16 protein-coding genes are annotated in these 14,956 nt (G+C 63.8%); 4 read left to right on the forward strand and 12 right to left on the reverse strand.

Translation table 11 applies throughout. From position 1 onward, the window contains the following. Window positions 1-32: 32 nt before the first annotated feature. The 7 genes from ACB033_RS01280 to ACB033_RS01310 form a co-directional block, all read right to left on the reverse strand. Window positions 33-1,475 (reverse strand): ATP-binding protein, encoded by a 1,443-nt coding sequence (locus ACB033_RS01280; RefSeq protein WP_139725037.1) that lies wholly within the window; start codon window positions 1,473-1,475, stop codon window positions 33-35. Continuing rightward, the gene (locus tag ACB033_RS01285; protein ID WP_005298307.1) at window positions 1,472-2,161 is read right to left on the reverse strand and encodes a response regulator; all 690 of its coding nucleotides are present in this window, start codon (window positions 2,159-2,161) and stop codon (window positions 1,472-1,474) included. The genes ACB033_RS01280 and ACB033_RS01285 overlap by 4 nt, the downstream gene beginning before the upstream one ends. An 82-nt stretch (window positions 2,162-2,243) precedes the next feature. Continuing rightward, entirely contained in the window at window positions 2,244-2,882 is a 639-nt protein-coding gene (locus ACB033_RS01290) for a tetratricopeptide repeat protein (RefSeq protein WP_139431983.1), read from the reverse strand. 1 nt (window position 2,883) lies between these two features. Then, window positions 2,884-3,729 carry an SDR family oxidoreductase gene (locus ACB033_RS01295; RefSeq protein ID WP_139431984.1) on the reverse strand — a complete coding sequence of 282 codons (846 nt, stop codon included), beginning with the start codon at window positions 3,727-3,729 and terminating at the stop codon, window positions 2,884-2,886. After that, window positions 3,726-4,385, reverse strand: coding sequence for a TenA family transcriptional regulator (locus ACB033_RS01300; RefSeq protein WP_139725038.1), 660 nt, complete (start codon window positions 4,383-4,385; stop codon window positions 3,726-3,728). The genes ACB033_RS01295 and ACB033_RS01300 overlap by 4 nt, the downstream gene beginning before the upstream one ends. Then, window positions 4,382-5,848 (reverse strand): AMP-dependent synthetase/ligase, encoded by a 1,467-nt coding sequence (locus tag ACB033_RS01305; RefSeq protein WP_139431990.1) that lies wholly within the window; start codon window positions 5,846-5,848, stop codon window positions 4,382-4,384. The genes ACB033_RS01300 and ACB033_RS01305 overlap by 4 nt, the downstream gene beginning before the upstream one ends. Beyond that, window positions 5,845-6,489, reverse strand: coding sequence for a thermostable hemolysin (locus tag ACB033_RS01310; RefSeq protein ID WP_252410866.1), 645 nt, complete (start codon window positions 6,487-6,489; stop codon window positions 5,845-5,847). Before ACB033_RS01310 ends, ACB033_RS01305 begins: the two co-directional genes overlap by 4 nt. A gap of 217 nt (window positions 6,490-6,706) precedes the next feature. Between ACB033_RS01310 and ACB033_RS01315 the strand changes: the two genes are divergently transcribed. The 3 genes from ACB033_RS01315 to ACB033_RS01325 all read left to right on the forward strand — a co-directional run bounded on the left by ACB033_RS01315 (window position 6,707) and on the right by ACB033_RS01325 (window position 9,531). Further along, window positions 6,707-7,345, forward strand: coding sequence for a class I SAM-dependent methyltransferase (locus ACB033_RS01315; protein WP_371140288.1), 639 nt, complete (start codon window positions 6,707-6,709; stop codon window positions 7,343-7,345). Between the two features lie 132 nt (window positions 7,346-7,477). Further along, complete coding sequence (locus ACB033_RS01320) at window positions 7,478-8,698, forward strand: winged helix-turn-helix domain-containing protein (RefSeq protein ID WP_371140289.1); 1,221 nt, start codon at window positions 7,478-7,480, stop codon at window positions 8,696-8,698. Window positions 8,699-8,754: 56 nt separating this feature from the next. After that, on the forward strand, window positions 8,755-9,531 hold the full coding sequence (locus tag ACB033_RS01325) for an ABC transporter substrate-binding protein (RefSeq protein ID WP_017787967.1): 777 nt from the start codon (window positions 8,755-8,757) through the stop codon (window positions 9,529-9,531). A 139-nt stretch (window positions 9,532-9,670) separates the two neighbouring features. Here ACB033_RS01325 and ACB033_RS01330 read toward each other — a convergent pair whose 3' ends face one another. After that, on the reverse strand, window positions 9,671-10,312 hold the full coding sequence (locus tag ACB033_RS01330; RefSeq protein WP_371140290.1) for a TetR/AcrR family transcriptional regulator: 642 nt from the start codon (window positions 10,310-10,312) through the stop codon (window positions 9,671-9,673). 94 nt (window positions 10,313-10,406) lie between these two features. On the opposite strand from ACB033_RS01330, the gene ACB033_RS01335 reads away from it, so the two are divergent. Continuing rightward, window positions 10,407-11,105, forward strand: coding sequence for a DAPG hydrolase family protein (locus ACB033_RS01335; RefSeq protein WP_139725041.1), 699 nt, complete (start codon window positions 10,407-10,409; stop codon window positions 11,103-11,105). 109 nt (window positions 11,106-11,214) lie between these two features. Here ACB033_RS01335 and frdD read toward each other — a convergent pair whose 3' ends face one another. The 4 genes from frdD to frdA form a co-directional block, all read right to left on the reverse strand. Further along, complete coding sequence (gene frdD, locus ACB033_RS01340) at window positions 11,215-11,571, reverse strand: fumarate reductase subunit FrdD (RefSeq protein WP_005298330.1); 357 nt, start codon at window positions 11,569-11,571, stop codon at window positions 11,215-11,217. Window positions 11,572-11,683: 112 nt separating this feature from the next. Then, window positions 11,684-12,082, reverse strand: a complete 399-nt coding sequence (locus tag ACB033_RS01345) for a fumarate reductase subunit C (RefSeq protein ID WP_005298336.1) — start codon at window positions 12,080-12,082, stop codon at window positions 11,684-11,686. Between the two features lie 16 nt (window positions 12,083-12,098). Then, the gene (locus ACB033_RS01350) at window positions 12,099-12,833 is read right to left on the reverse strand and encodes a succinate dehydrogenase/fumarate reductase iron-sulfur subunit (protein ID WP_005298338.1); all 735 of its coding nucleotides are present in this window, start codon (window positions 12,831-12,833) and stop codon (window positions 12,099-12,101) included. Beyond that, on the reverse strand, window positions 12,826-14,610 hold the full coding sequence (gene frdA, locus ACB033_RS01355; protein WP_005298339.1) for a fumarate reductase (quinol) flavoprotein subunit: 1,785 nt from the start codon (window positions 14,608-14,610) through the stop codon (window positions 12,826-12,828). The genes ACB033_RS01350 and frdA overlap by 8 nt, the downstream gene beginning before the upstream one ends. Window positions 14,611-14,956: the final 346 nt, after the last annotated feature.

A 14,956-nucleotide genomic window follows, 5' to 3' on the forward strand; every position in this document is an offset into this window, starting at 1 on the left:
CGCCTCCGATGGGAGGCGTTGTCGTTTCCGGGTCATGGCGGGGATGGGGTGCGAGAGGGCAGCAGCACGCTCACCTCCAGCCCCCCTTCTGGCCGGTTGTGGATGTCGAGATCGGCGCCGTGCAGCTGGGCGATGCGCGAGACGATGGCCATGCCGAGGCCGACTCCGTCCCCCTGCTGGGGATTGACCCGAAAGAAGCGCTCGCACAGGCGCGACAGGGCGGCGGTGGGAATGCCGGGGCCGTTGTCGCGAATGTCGACCCTGACCCTGTGCCCCTCCTGGCACGCCTCGACCACGATCTCGCCCTGGGCCTGGGTGTAGCGCAGTGCGTTGTCGATGAGGTTGCTGAACATCAGCTCCAGCAGGGTGGCCTGCCCCATCACCGTCAGCTGCTCGGTACCCTCCAGCGACAATTGCTGATCTTTTTTCAGGGCGATGGGGGCCAGGGTGGCCAGGGTGCCCTGCAGCAGCTGGTTCAGGTTGAGCTCGCTCAGCTCCAGCCCCTGCTGGTTGTCGATGCGGGCCTGGGTCAGCAGCTGGCGCAGCAGCCGATCGCTGCGATCGAGCGCCAGCAGCATCTTCTGCAGGGAGTGCTGACGGCTCTCGGCATCCTCGGCGGCCAGCGCGTTCTCGCTGTGGATGCGCAGCACCGCCAGCGGGGTGCGCAGCTCGTGGGCCGCCTCGTTGGTGAACTGCTTCTCCCGCTCTATGGTATCGGCAAGGGCGTGCATCAGCCGGTTGATCTCGTTGGTGAGCGGGGTCAGCTCCTGAGCCCGGATCTTCAGGTTGAGCGGGCTCAGGTTGGCCGGGTGGCGCTCACCGATGGCCTGGGCCAGCTGGCGCAGCGGCGCCAGCCCGCGGGAGATGAGCCACCACAACAGGCCAAGCAGGAAGGGCAGGGTGATGAGCAGCGGCAGCATGGTCAGGGTGGCCATCTTGCTGGCCAGCTCGCTGCGCTCATCGTCCCGCTCCGCCACGATGAGCCAGGTCTGCGCATCCTGGTTGTAGAGGGTGAAGGTGCGCCACTCGTGGTTGTCCTTGGTGACGCTGTTGAAGCCGGGGGCCAGCGCGCCGAGGGGCTGGCCGGGGGCGCTGGGGGAGCGCAGCAGTATGCCGCCCTGCTCGCTCAGCAGCTGGAAGTAGAGGTTGCGCTCGAACTCGTGACCAAAGGGGGTGAGCTCTCTGTCTTCCCCCCGCAGGTTGAAGCTCTTGTCTTTCTGCCACGGCTCCGGGTTGCTCTGCTCCCACTCCTGATAGACGGTGCCGTTGGCGGGCAGCTCGCCGTTTTGTTCCAGATAGCGGCCGAGCAGCTGGTTGGTGATGCGGGCCGACTGGGCGAGCCTTGCATCGAACAGCTCCTCCATTTCGTGGCTCGCTTCCAGATAGCCGATGAGGGCGCTGACGGCCAGGCTGGCGCTGACCAGCGCCAGGATGCCGGAGAGCAGAAAGCGGCGGATGGAGCGGGGACGCGTCATGCCCGGCCGTCCCGGCGCTGGGCCTGCTCAAGCTGGGGAATGATGTAGCCGACCCCGCGGATATTGCGGATGAGGTCGCTGTAGAACTTCTTGCGCAGGTGGTGGATGTGCACCTCCACCGCGTTGCTCTCGGCCCCTTCGTCCCAGCCGTAGAGGCTCTGTTGCAGCTGATCCTTGCTCAGTACCCGGCCGCTCTGGGTGATGAGCTCCTGCAGCAGCTTGTATTCGTGGGGGGTGAGCTTGACCGGCTCGCCCCGATAGGTGACCTGCTGGGACTCGGGATAGAGCTGCAGCTCGCCGTACTCGAGCACCGCCTGGGCCTGGCCCTTGCTGCGGCGCACCAGGGCGCGCAGGCGGGCGTTGAGCTCCTGCAGGGCGAACGGCTTGACCATGTAGTCGTCGGAGCCCGCATCCAGTCCCAGCACCCGGTCGTCCAGGGCGTCGCGGGCGGTGAGGATCAGCACCGGCAGCGTCTGGCCTTCCCGGCGCAGCTTGCGCAGCAGGCTGATGCCGTCGATATCTGGCAGGTTGAGATCCAGAATGAGCGCGGCAAACTCCTCGCTCTTGAGCACCGACAGGGCGGGCAGCCCCTGCTGCAGCCAGTCCACCGTGTAGCCGCTGCTGCGCAGGGCATCCACCATGCCGTCACCCAGCATCACATCATCTTCCACCAACAGGATCCGCATTGTTATTCCCCTCAAAAGACGCTGCCCACCAGTATGCAAGCTGGTGGGCAGAGTTTAAATAGCCCGCTGATCCCGAACGGATTTACAGCTTGTCGAGGCGGTCGCGGATCTCGATGCGTCGCCCCTGATCCGCCAGCTCGCGACCCGGCCGGGGCGGGGCGCTCAGCGCCTTCTCCAGATAGCTCTTGGCCTCGGCCTTGCGGCCCTGATCCAGCAGGAAGTCGCCGTAGAAGAAGTTGGGGTCGATGCCGGTCGGGTTGATGGCCAGCGCCTGCTTGAGCAGCTGTTCGGCCTTCTCGTCATCGCCAAAGCCCACCGGCCAGCCCGGCACCTGATAGTAGAGCGAGCCCAGGCTGGTGTAGGCGGAGCCGTCCAGTGCCTTGGGGTCCTGCCGGAGGGCGATCTCCAGCTTGGCCTTGGCCTCCTTGACCAGACCGAGCGCACCCAGCCCGCCTTTGGCGCCGGCCCAGGTGCTCTTGACGATGGCCGACCAGATCAGCAGATCGGTGCGAAAGGCCTCCTTGGCGCTGGCCTGATCGGCCTCGCTGCTCAGCTGTTCGAGGCAGCTCTCCTTGGCCTTGCCGGTCTGTTGATACTGACAGACCGCCCACTGCTGCTGGATGGCGGGCAGGGCGTCGGCGGCCTGGGCCATCCCCGAGCCCAGCATGAGCAGCAGGAGGGCGCCGTGGGTGAAACGGGGGCGGAAAGTGGCGTGCTTCATCTTAACGTTCCTTCTCTGTCATGACGGAGGTGGCGTGCCCCGACGTGCCGGCAGCGGGCGCCGGGTGGCGGGCATAGCGCTCTATGATGGGTTTTTGCCTGGCCAGCGCCCGGTCGACCAGGCCGGGCAGCAGGCCGTTGAGGCGCACGAACAGCTTCTCCGGCCAGCCGAGCCAGCTGCGGCGGGTTTCGTTGCACAGGGCGATGACGGCCTCCTCGGCCACGTCCTGCGGGCTGTCGGTGTGGGTGCCGAGCTCGGCATTCATCTCGTAGGCCGCCTCCGAGTTGAGGCGGGTACGGGTGGCTCGGGGGGCAAAGTGCAGCACCTGGATGCCAGTCCCCTCCAGCTCGCGGCCGAGCGCCTCGCTAAAGCCGCGCAGGGCGAACTTGCTGGCGCAGTAGACGCTGTAGCCGGCATAGCCGATGGCGCCGAAGCTGGAGCCGATGTTCATGATCACCGCCGGCTTGCGCAGGCGGGGCAGCAGCATACGGGTGAGCTGGATCGGCGCCTCGACGTTGAGCAGCAGCTGGCGCTCGACCTGCTCGCTGCTCTGATCCTCCAGCCAGGCAAACTGGTTGCAGCCGGCGTTGTTGATCAGCACGTCCAGCCCCTCGTCCAGCGCCGGGTGCTGCAGCAGTTTGGCCCGCTCCTGGGGCGAGCCCAGATCGGCGATCATCGTCTGGTGGCGCTCCGGGTGCGGCAGCTCCTTGCGAAGCCGCTCCAGCGCACTGGCCCTGCGTCCGTGCAGCAACAGGCGCGCCCCCTGGGCCGCCAGCTCCTGGGCCAGCGCTTCGCCGATCCCGCCGCTGGCGCCCGTGAGCAGCACGAGTTTTCCTTCAAGCTTCATGATGTCTGGTTTTCCGTCAGTTGATAGAGCATGTCGGCGTAGAGGCGGTAGACCACCCTGGCCGAGTGAATGATGGCTGCCTGATCGGCCGGGGCTTCTACCCGGTTCATCAGGGACTCGAAGAACTTGAGGTGCTCCTGATCCAGCGCGCCGTGGGAGCTCAGGTAGCTCATGGCCTGAGGCGGCAGGCCGAGACCCGCCTTGAGCTGATCGGCCACGGTCAGGGCGATGGCGACGCTGGTGCCCTCCAGCACCTGTACCATGCCGAAGAAGCTCATGGGGTTGCCGCGTTGCACCTGGTCATAGAGAAAGGCCACCATCAGCTCGATGGGCAACTCGGGCTGGCCGTGGCGCACCGCCTCGGCATCGCCGCCGCAGGCGCGGATGTCGCTCAGGATCCACTCCTGATGGCCGTACTCCTCGTCGATGTACTCCTTGATGGCGCCGCGCACCCACTCATACTCCTGGCCCAGCTTGCCGCCGGTGGCCATCAAGAGCGGCACCGTGTGGCGCACGTGATAGAAGGCCTGGGAGAGGAAACGCAGATAGGTGTCGCGGGAGATCTCCCCCTTACGGCATGCCTCTATGATGGGGGCGTTGAACAGATGCTCGCGCTCACTGGCAGTGGCTTGTTGCAGAGTCTGATAGAAGCTCATGAGGTCTCTCCTGTAAGGCATTGGCTGATCTGCCGGGAAAAGTGGTGATAAATCCGTTCGCGACGGGGGCGGCCGTTGGCGGTCAGCAGCTCCGGATGTTGATCCAGCGCCACCGGCAGCCAGTGATGGATGCGGGCATAGTCGGGCAGGCGATGGTTGAGCTGCTCGATCTGTTGGGCCAGCAGGGCGTCGGTGCCGGGCTGCGGCTGGATCAGGGCGACGTTGGCCGGCTGGCCGTCGCCGAAGATCACGATGCGGGCGATGGCCGGACAGAGCTGGGCTTCCGCCTCGACCCATTCGGGGGAGAAGTTGCGGCCGAAGGCGGTGATCTGGACGTTCTTCTTGCGCCCGGTGATGTGCAGGTAACCCTCGGCATCCAGATGGCCCAGATCGCCGGTGGCGACCAGCGCTGGTACCGCTTCATCGCTGCCCAGATAGCCGAGCATGGCGGCTCCCTCCACCAGGATCTCGCCGTCGGCGGCGATCGATACCCGGCAGTGGGGCAGTGGCTGGCCGACGCTGCCCAGGCTGTGTCCGTCGGGGCCGTTGAGCGCCACGACGGAGCCGCACTCCGACAGGCCGTACCCCTCGTAGACTGGCAGCCCCAGCTTGCGGGCCCGGCTGATGAGCTCGGGCGAGACCTTGCCGCCCCCCACCGCGACGAAGCGCAGGGCGGCCAGCTGTTCGGCCAGCGCCGGGTTGGCGCTGCACAGGGCCAGCAGCAGGCGCAGCAGTTCGGGCACCAGCACCAGGCTGTGGGTGGGCCAGCGCAGCAGGGCCTGTGCCAGGGTGGCCGGGTCCAGCTTGCTGGAGCCGGCAAAGCCGAGCTCTGCCAGCGAAGGAATGCGGCTGCAGGCACCGGTGAGCAGCGGCACGTAGAGACCGGTGAGGTTTTCCAGCAGGGTGGTGAGCGGCAGCAGGGTCAGGTGTTTTTCAACCTTGGCCGGGGCGACCCGTTCGGCCAGCGAGCTGCAGACCGCCATCATCTGGGCCAGCGACAGGCAGACCCCCTTGGGCTGGCCTGTGGTGCCGGAGGTATAGGTGATCTTGGCGGTGCCGGCCGGCAGGGGCGGCAGCCGGGCAGGGGTACGGCGCCACAACGGCAGCTCGCCGACCGCGAGCGTCAGCGGATCGCTGGCCTGCCAGCCCGGATGGTGAGGGCCGATCAGGGCGTCGGCGCCGCTGCTCTCCAATAGCCACTCCTGCTGCTCCAGGCTGAAGAAGTGGGGGATCGGGATCACCACGATACCGGCCATGGCGCAGGCGAGATCGATGAGCGCCCAGGGCAGGCCGTTGTCCAGCTGCAGTGCCAGTCGGCTGATCCCGGCCATCTGCAGGCGGTCGGCCAGCGCTGGCAACTGCTGCCACAGCGCCTCGTAGCTGAGGCTGTGCTGGCTGTTGGCGAGGGCCGGGCTGTGGGGCGTCTGGCGGGCGAAGTAGGCGATTTGGTCAAACAGCATCATAAGGCGCTCCGATGCGGGCAGTTGAACAGGGAGGGCATGGGGGCCAGCAGGGAGAGCAGCAGGCTGCCCTGTACCAGCGCTTGCCGTCCGAGGCCGAGGTCGCCGACCATCACCTTGGGCTGGCAGTGGTAATAGGCGCCCCATGCGCTGGCGTCGTCACCCACCTTGTCGGCCTGGGCGGGGGCCAGCTCCACCGGGGTGAGGTGAAGGCGGTGGAAGCTGTTGCGCAGCTTGGCGGTGCCGGTGAACACAACATAATCGAGATCGTTGTCGCACAGCAGACGGCAGAGCGCCGCAAACATCAGGCGGGCGTTGCCGGGCTCGCTGCAGGCGAGGTTGCCCACCTCGACGATGCGATCTCGCCGGGCGGGGGCGCCGAGCCGGGTTTCAATGGCGGCCTCGATGGGTTGTTCCAGATACTGTTCCAGATAGAGGCGCTCGCTGCCGGCCAGCTTGAGACCGCAGGCGCCGACCAGCAGGCCGTCAGCTCGGTAGAGGCCGAGCAGGCAGGGCAGAAAATGGGGAATGCGGGCGTTGAACTCCTGGCTGTAGGCCGCCTGGATGTAGCCCTGCAGTGCCATGACCTGTTGCGGGGTATCGGCCAGCGTCAGCCGATAGGGGGCTTGAATGTCTGTGGTCATGGATGGCTCCTTCTTGTCGATTATCACCAGACTAAAGGGGCAAACTTAAGAAACCCTTAAGAGGTAAAAAATCTGTTTCACATAGATGCAACTGGTTGAAAAGAGAGGTAAAGCTGTGACCCGATTGCGGGGCGTGCGGACAAAAACCTTGTCAGCCGCCAGCCTGGCAGGCAAGCTGCGGCCACGTTTGACCGCCCCGCTTTCGAGAGGAGATGCCATGACCCCCTTATCCTGCCCGCTCTGCTGCGCCACCGATGCCTATGAGCTGCCGGTGGCCGGCAAGCTCTACCATCGCTGTCGGGCCTGCGAGCTGGTCTGGCTGGATGCGGCCGAGCACCTGGATCCCGCGCGCGAGAAGGCGGTCTATGACGGCCACGACAACCAGGTGGATGACCCCCGCTATCGCGCCTTTTTGCTGCGTGCCTTCGGCGAGGTGCTGCGCCGCTTGCCCCCGCCAGCCAGCGGCCTCGATTTTGGCTGCGGCCCGGGCCCGGCGCTCATCGCCATGGGGCGGGAGGCGGGCTACCAGATGGCGGGCTACGACAAGTTCTATGCCGACGAGCCCGAGTTGCTGACGCGGCAGTATGACTTCATCACCAGCACCGAGGTGATCGAGCACATCGCCGAGCCGCGCGCCGTGCTGGAGACGCTGTGGGGCTGCCTCAAGCCCGGCGGTCTGCTGGTGCTGCAGACCCAGCGGGTGCTGGGGGACGAGCGCTTCCGGCAGTGGCGCTACCGCCACGATCCGACCCACATCGTCTTCTTTGCCGAGGCCTCCTTTCGCACCCTGGCGACCCGCTGGCAGGCACAGGTCGAGTTTCCTCACGCGGATGTGGCGGTCATCACCAAACCCTGAACGGGGCATTTTCATTTGGTGGCGGCTTGGGCATGCTGAGGGCCTGATTGGCGGGTCCTCTTGCCTGTTTCCCTGCATTGAGTCCCAGGCGCCGCAAGCCGCCCGTATCCCGACACCAAGGAGTGGTTCGTCATGTCGATTCCCCATCTTTCACTGCAGGATGCCCGTCATCTGCAACTGGCGGCCCAGGGGCTGCTGACGCCGCGCCGCGGCAAGGCGAAACCGGCCGATCTGCTGGCCACCATCCGCCGCATGGCGCTGCTGCAGATAGACACCATCTCGGTGGTGGCCCGCAGCCCTTACCTGGTGCTGTTCAGCCGGCTGGGGCAGTACGAACCAGGCTGGCTGGAGCAGTTGCTGGCCGATGGCGATATCTTCGAATACTGGGCTCACGAGGCCTGCTTCGTGCCGCGGGAGGATTACCGCCTGCTGCGTCATCGCATGCTGGATCCCGCCGCCATGGGCTGGAAATTTTCGGCCAACTGGCTTGCCACCCATCAACAGGAGATTGGCGAGATCATCGAGCGCATTCGCCAGCATGGCCCGGTGCGGGCGGCCGATTTTGAACGCAAGGGGGGCAAGGGCAATGGCTGGTGGGACTGGAAGCCGGAGAAGCGCCATCTGGAGGTGCTGTTCACCGCAGGCCAGCTGATGGTGCGCGAGCGGCGCAACTTCCAGCGGGTTTACGATCTGGCCGAGCGGGTGATGCCCGAGTGGCGCGACGCGCGGGATCTGCCGAGCCCGGAACAGGCGCAAAGGGACATGGTGCGAGCCAGTTGCCGGGCGCTGGGGCTGGTCAAGACCGGCTGGGTGGCCGACTACTATCGGTTGCGACGCGGCAAATACGACGCCCTGCTCCATCAGCTGGCGGACGAAGGGGAGCTGCTGCCGGTGCGGGTGGAGGGGGGGCAGCACGGCGCCTTCGTGCACGCCTCGCTGGCGGACGAGCTGGCCCGGGCCCAGGCTGGCACCCTCAAGGCCAGCCACACCACGGCGCTGTCGCCGTTTGACCCACTGGTGTGGGATCGCAAGCGGGCCAGCGAGCTGTTCCAGTTCGACTATCGCATCGAGTGCTACACCCCGGCGCCCAAGCGCCAGTACGGCTACTTCGTGCTGCCGCTGCTGCATCGCGGCAAGCTGGTGGGCAGGATGGACGCCAAGGCCCATCGCCAGCAGGGGATCTTCGAGATAAAGAGCCTCTATCTGGAGGCGGGGGTCAGGGTGACCCGGACCCTGGCGCAGGATCTGGCCAAGGCGCTGCAGCGGCTGGCCGACTGGCACCAGACTCCGACCTTGCGCTACGGCGCCATCCCCGCGCCCCTGCTGGCCCTGTGGCAGGAGGGGGCACCCTGACGGGGAGCATTACCCCCGTCTGCACTAAGCTGCAAGGGAGGCGAAGGAGGGAGACGATGACGCGAGCCATGTTGTTGCTGCTGGGATGGGGCCTGACCGGGCTGGTGGAGGCGGCCCAGCCCGAGGTGCAGATCTGCCTGGGGGAGGGCAACGAGTGGGCCCCCTTCACCTACTGGGAGCGCAAGGATGGCGTGCCCGATACCGGCCGTCTCACCGGCTCTGCCACAACCCAGGTGCTCGAGGCCCTGAAGCGGCTCGGTTTGTCCTACAAGATCCGCTATCTGCCCTGGGCAAGGGTGCAGCAGGAGCTGGCCGACTATCGCCAGAACCGCTTGTGCGAGCTGACCTGGGATGCCAGTTACAAGCCGGAGCGGGCGGAATATGCTTTCTACAGCGTGCCGCTTTACTACACCCACCTCGGATTTTTCTACCTCAAGCGGCGCTTCCCCGAGGCGCCCGATCTGCAGACGGTCAATCGCTCACGGGTGTGCGGGGTGCTCGGCTACAACTATGCCCCCTACGGGCTGGCGCAGGAGCCGCGCCGGCTCAAGCAGTTGCAGCAGGCGCTGGACATGCTGGGGCGCGATCGCTGCGACTTTTTGCCCAGCGAGATTGAACCCCTGATGAGCGGTATCGGCCTTGGCATCTACCAGAGCGAGAGCGGCCTGCTCCACCTCGCCCTGCCCAGCCGCAAGGGCTTCTATCTGCTGGTGAGCAAGGGCTCGCCGCGCTCCTATGAGCTGGTGACCCGCCTCAACCAGTTGCTGATCGAGTTTCAGGACAGCGGTTACAGCGACGAGGTGATGCGCCGTTTTTTGCCGCCGATGGAGTGATGACCATAAAAAACCGGGCCTGATGCCCGGTTTTTTATGGCTGTGATGGCGCTGACTGGGGCGGCAACTTCTCGGCAGGTTTCGCGTTCTGATGTCATCTCGCCCTTTGCCGTGACGCGGCCTCCTGGCCGAGGGGGCTTTACCCTCGTACCAGGCCGGGCAGGACCAGAGCAACGGCGGCGGCGATGCGCGCGCGGATATCGCTGCCCGGCGCCAGCAAGCCGAGCGCCATCTGGCGCAGCGGCTCCGCCATGGTCATCGCCAGCAGCAGATCGCTGGTCTGGGCTGAATCAAGCTCGCGCAACCAGCCCAGTTGCTGCTGGCGCTGCAACCACGCCGCCAGCGTCGCCCTGCCGCGCGCAATACCGTTCTCCTGATAGGCCATCAACAGGGTATCGCGCCCCGTGAACTCATGCTGCAGCAGCCGGAACATGCCCACCGCCTGAGCACTCAGCACCTGATCTGCAATGGCCTGCAAGCCCTGCTCCAGCATCTCCCCCAGGGCGCCTGGGTGAGTGGCATCCTGCTCGAATGCGGGTTGAAAGGCATCGGTCCAGCTGCGCACCGCCTGCGCCACCAGTTCGTCGCGGTTGGCGGCAAAGCGGTAGAGGGTCTTCTTGGCGACCCCCGCCTGTTTGGCCACCGCATCAACGGTCGTGGCGCCGTATCCTCCCTTGAGCAGCAAGGTCAGCGTTGCCTCGGAGAGGGCGCCACGCAGATCCGCTTCCGGGGTGAGCGGCCGGCCCCGTGAGCGTGTCTCTTGATCGGTTTGGTGCGACATGATGGGCTCCTGGAAAGCATTGACAGACTCAGCATACAGGCATAGCGTAATTTAGGAAACGACTTTCGTTTCCTAAATTTATCGGAGTCTCATCATGAATACTTCCGCCTTGCTTGCCCCCTGGGGCGTCAATGACATCAATGAGTTGCTAAGGCCGCAGCCGCTGCGCCTGGAAATGGGCCTGACCCGCAGCACCGAGGGCCTGCTGACGGTCGCCATCCGCACCGATCTGCACGGCTGCAAGGGGCGCATGCTGGATTGGTGGTTCACCTTCTTCGAGACGACCCAGCACATCCGGTGGTGGCACCCCCACGACCACGTCGAACACCGGGGCTGGGATCATCACTGGAAGAGAGGTGAGCGTTATGTGGGAGCCAGCATAGCGGCGGTGGAGTGGCTTGCCGAGCTGCCGCCGGTGGCGGCTCGCCTCAAGTTCCACAGCGCCGAAGAGGTGTTCGCCCCGCAGCCGCTGCAGGAGGCGCGGGAGACACAGGCTCTCTCTGCCGCCATCTGCGCCCGTATCGGCTTTGGCGATGAGGTAGTGCTGGATGAGAACGGGGCGCCGCTGGATGGCGAGATGTTGCACCTGGCGCGCGATACCCCATACGGCTGTGTGCTGCGCAGCCGCTTCCTGCTGGGCAAGGCCTGCACCAATCCGCTTGACGAGGTGCCGGACGAGATAGGCTTCAATCTGATGCGCCACTGCTACAGCGAATTCAGCTATCTGGCGCAGTTTCTACCGTCGCTCTACTACGCGGAAAACGGTCGTGAGCCGGCACCGAGGCTCTGGTGAAGGATGCCGAACGAGTGCGCAGGCCAGCTGCCGGATGGAGATGAGCCGCGGAAGATGGTCATAAAAAAACCGGGCACTTGGCCCGGTTTGTCATGCAGTCTGGATGTGCTTACTGGAACACCAGCACCATCAGCAAACCCAGGGTGATGGCGGACACCAGGAAGGCGAAGCCATAGAACACATAGTGGTGCAGCTTGGTGGTGTGGATCCCCAAGTCATGCAGGCCGTGGTAGATGCGGTGCATGCCGTGCCAGATGGGCAGGGCGATGATGGCCAGCAGGATGCAGGCACCCCACCAGGAGCTGGCGAATTCCAGCACGCGCTCGTAGCTCATGGTCTCCACGTCCATGATGCCCATGGGCACCAGCAGACCTGTGATGAGGACAATGACCGGCAGCAGCATGGCAACGACCATGCCGCCGGCACCAAACAGACCCCAATATATAGGCTCGTCAGAACGTCTCATATTTTTTCCTCAAATCATGATTGAGTGATCGTGGCCAACGTTTCTGAATGAGAGCCCGGTACCAAACAGACACCAATAACCAGGCTCGTCAGAACGTCTCATTGTTTTCTCCTCAGGCCACGATGATCAGGACAAGCAGGGATACCACCGCCAGCGCCACATACTGGGCGATGACGATCGGCTTCTCCGGCACCAGGTCTTCGCCACGGAAGATGCGCATGGCTTTCGGGGCCAGTGCGAACCAGGTCTTGGCGTGGAACAGGCAGGCTGCCAGGGCGATGACATGGAACAGGATGGCGATCGGGCTCTGCAGGGATTCCAGCCAGCCGTTGAACGCCTCCTGACCCTGTACCAGCCGCAACAGACCCCACATCAGCACGACGGCGTAGATGGAGACGAAGATGCTGGTGCCTTCGCGGATCATGTAACCGGTGTAGAAGGCATTCTTCAGCCACCAGTCTTTCTTCATTTCGCGGACGTAAGGCTTACGTTTGCTATTGGTGTTGTTCATGGTCTCATTCCTGCTCTCAATCTGGCTTGAACATGGCGATCATGTAGTCCTTGGCGCTCTCGACCTTGCCAAGCTGGATGGCCGCCGCCGGATCCACGCCTTTCGGGCACACTTCGGAGCAGTAGCCCACGAAGGTGCAACCCCAGACGCCCTCGTCCTGGCTGATGATCTTCATCCGCTCTTTGGACGCGCTGTCGCGGTTGTCGGCGTTGTAGCGGTAGGCCAGTGCCAGGGCCGCCGGACCGGTGAACTTCTTGTTGATGCCATACTGCGGGCAGGCCGCGTAGCACAGACCGCAGTTGATGCACATGGAGAACTGGTGATACTTCGCCATGTCAGCCGGGGTCTGGGTGTACTCGCCATCGCACAGGTTGCGCGGCTCAGACGGGATGATGTAGGGCTTGATGCTCTCCAGCTTCTCGATGAAGTCGGACATGTCGACCACCAGATCGCGCTCGATCGGGAAGTTGTTGAGCGGCTCGATAGTCATCTTGCCCGGCAGGTAGTCGCGCAGGAAGGTCTTGCAACCGAGTTTCGGAATGCCGTTGACCATCATGCCGCAGGAGCCGCAGATCGCCATCCGGCAGGACCAGCGGAAGCTCAGGGTAGAGTCCAGATGATCCTTGATGTATTGCAGCGCATCCAGCAGGGACATCTCTTTGAGGTAGGGCACCTGGAAGGTCTGCATCCAGGGCTCGTTATCCTGCTCGGGACGGTAGCGCAGGATTTCAATTTCGATCATCTCAGCCATTCTTCTTAGCCTCGTCTTGTTTCTCACCCTCGGAACCGTACACGCGCTTGGCCGGTTGGGATTTAGTGATCTTCACATCGGAATAGTCGATGGTCGGGGCCCCTTCGCCGTTGTAGAAGGAGAGAGTGTGCTTGAGGAAGTTGACGTCATCGCGCTCCTCGTAACCGTCCAGACGCTGGTGGGAACCGCGGGACTCTTTCCGGTTGATGGCGGAGTGCGCCATGGCTTCGGCCACGTCCAGCATGTAGCCCAACTCGATGGCGTACAGCAGATCGGTGTTGAAGACGGAGGACTTGTCGTTGATCTTGATCTTCTTGTAACGGGCTTTCAGCTCGTTGATCTTGTCGATGGTGCCCTGCATCAGCTCTTCGGTACGGTAGATACCGACCCCGGCTTCCATGGACATGCCCAGTTCGTTGCGGATATCCGCCGGGTTTTCGGTGCCGTCGATGTCGAGCAGGGAGAGGTGCTGCTTGATCAGTGCCTCGGCCTTGGCGGCCAGCGCCTGGGTGTTGCCGTGAGACTGGGTCTTGGCAAATTCACCGGCGTGCTCACCGGCCACCTTGCCGAACACCACGATCTCGGACAGGGAGTTGGAACCCAGACGGTTGGCGCCGTGCAGACCGACGGAGGCACACTCGCCCAGGGCATAGAGGCCCGGCAGGCGGGTGGCGCATGCGCCGTTGGTCTCGATGCCGCCCATGGTGTAGTGGGCAGTCGGACGTACCGGGATCGGCTCCTTGACCGGATCCACACCCACGTAGGCCTTGGCCAGTTCGCAGATAAACGGCAGACGCTCCTTCAGGTACTTTTCGCCAAGGTGGCGCAGGTCGAGGTGAACCACGTCGCCCATCGGGCCCTGGATCACGCGGCCTTTCTGCTGCTCCTGCCAGAAGGCCTGGGAGAGGCGGTCACGGGGACCCAGCTCCATGTGCTTGTTCTTCGGCTGGCCGACCGGGGTTTCCGGGCCCAGGCCGTAGTCTTGCAGGTAGCGGTAGCCATCCTTGTTGAGCAGGATGCCACCCTCACCACGACAACCTTCGGTCATCAGGATGCCGGTGCCCGGCAGACCGGTCGGGTGATACTGGACGAACTCCATGTCGCGCAGCGGTACGCCGTGGCGGTAGGCCAGCGCCATGCCGTCACCGGTGACGATGCCGCCGTTGGTGTTGTAGCGATAGACACGGCCGGCGCCACCGGTGGCCAGAATGACGGATTTGGCCTGGATGAAGCGGGTGATGCCGTTCTGGATGTCAAAGGTCAGTACGCCCTGGACGCGACCATCTTCCACGATGAGATCCATGCAGAAGTGCTCGTCGAAGCGCTTGATGCTCGGGTACTTGATGGAGGTCTGGAACAGGGTGTGCAGAATGTGGAAACCGGATTTGTCTGCCGCGAACCAGGTGCGGGGGATCTTCATCCCGCCGAAGCGGCGCACGTTGGCCTTGCCGTCCGGCTTGCGGCTCCAGGGGCAACCCCAGTGCTCCAGCTGGATCATCTCGTTGGTGGCGTTGTTGACGAAGTAGTCGACCACGTCCTGCTCACACAACCAGTCGCCACCGGAGACGGTGTCGTTGAAGTGGTTTTCGAGGGAGTCATCATCACGGACGACACCGGCGGCGCCGCCCTCTGCGGCCACTGTGTGGCTGCGCATCGGGTAGACCTTGGAGATCAGGGCGATCTCCAGCTCCGGGTGAGCTTCCGCTATGGCGATTGCGGCACGCAGGCCACCACCACCAGCACCGATGATGGCGACATCGGTCTTGATAATATCCACATCTGCCTCCTTAGGGATAGATTTGCTGGGCACGATTTTGCTCTATGAAAAAAATTCAGGCTTGATGCAAGTCAAACTGGTCTGTTTTAGTGCTTGGCAATGGTGATCTTTATCAAAATCACCCCATTCCTTGGATGAAAACGCCGTAATTATCGCCATCCTGCAGTTATCGGTATCAGCCGCTGTCATTACTATGGTTATTTTAAGCTCAGGATTATACGTAGTTTTCTTTCAAAAAAATGAGAAACACCTCTCTTTTTAGGTATTACCCCCAAAGTTTTTAAGTTTTTTATCAAAAATATTTAATAAGAATTATTCACGGATAGAAGAATGTGGTGATTGAGTT

The organism is Aeromonas sp. S15(2024) (assembly GCF_041402265.1).
GTDB lineage: Bacteria > Pseudomonadota > Gammaproteobacteria > Enterobacterales > Aeromonadaceae > Aeromonas > Aeromonas dhakensis.

What these genes read in the sequence shown, in the direction of transcription:
- ACB033_RS01280 (WP_139725037.1), bottom strand. Translation starts at nt 1,475, where the DNA reads ATGACGCGTCCCCGCTCCATCCGCCGCTTTCTGCTCTCCGGCATCCTG.
- ACB033_RS01285 (WP_005298307.1), bottom strand. Translation starts at nt 2,161, where the DNA reads ATGCGGATCCTGTTGGTGGAAGATGATGTGATGCTGGGTGACGGCATG.
- ACB033_RS01290 (WP_139431983.1), bottom strand. Translation starts at nt 2,882, where the DNA reads ATGAAGCACGCCACTTTCCGCCCCCGTTTCACCCACGGCGCCCTCCTG.
- ACB033_RS01295 (WP_139431984.1), bottom strand. Translation starts at nt 3,729, where the DNA reads ATGAAGCTTGAAGGAAAACTCGTGCTGCTCACGGGCGCCAGCGGCGGG.
- ACB033_RS01300 (WP_139725038.1), bottom strand. Translation starts at nt 4,385, where the DNA reads ATGAGCTTCTATCAGACTCTGCAACAAGCCACTGCCAGTGAGCGCGAG.
- ACB033_RS01305 (WP_139431990.1), bottom strand. Translation starts at nt 5,848, where the DNA reads ATGATGCTGTTTGACCAAATCGCCTACTTCGCCCGCCAGACGCCCCAC.
- ACB033_RS01310 (WP_252410866.1), bottom strand. Translation starts at nt 6,489, where the DNA reads ATGACCACAGACATTCAAGCCCCCTATCGGCTGACGCTGGCCGATACC.
- ACB033_RS01315 (WP_371140288.1), top strand. Translation starts at nt 6,707, where the DNA reads ATGACCCCCTTATCCTGCCCGCTCTGCTGCGCCACCGATGCCTATGAG.
- ACB033_RS01320 (WP_371140289.1), top strand. Translation starts at nt 7,478, where the DNA reads ATGTCGATTCCCCATCTTTCACTGCAGGATGCCCGTCATCTGCAACTG.
- ACB033_RS01325 (WP_017787967.1), top strand. Translation starts at nt 8,755, where the DNA reads ATGACGCGAGCCATGTTGTTGCTGCTGGGATGGGGCCTGACCGGGCTG.
- ACB033_RS01330 (WP_371140290.1), bottom strand. Translation starts at nt 10,312, where the DNA reads ATGTCGCACCAAACCGATCAAGAGACACGCTCACGGGGCCGGCCGCTC.
- ACB033_RS01335 (WP_139725041.1), top strand. Translation starts at nt 10,407, where the DNA reads ATGAATACTTCCGCCTTGCTTGCCCCCTGGGGCGTCAATGACATCAAT.
- frdD (WP_005298330.1), bottom strand. Translation starts at nt 11,571, where the DNA reads ATGAGACGTTCTGACGAGCCTATATATTGGGGTCTGTTTGGTGCCGGC.
- ACB033_RS01345 (WP_005298336.1), bottom strand. Translation starts at nt 12,082, where the DNA reads ATGAACAACACCAATAGCAAACGTAAGCCTTACGTCCGCGAAATGAAG.
- ACB033_RS01350 (WP_005298338.1), bottom strand. Translation starts at nt 12,833, where the DNA reads ATGGCTGAGATGATCGAAATTGAAATCCTGCGCTACCGTCCCGAGCAG.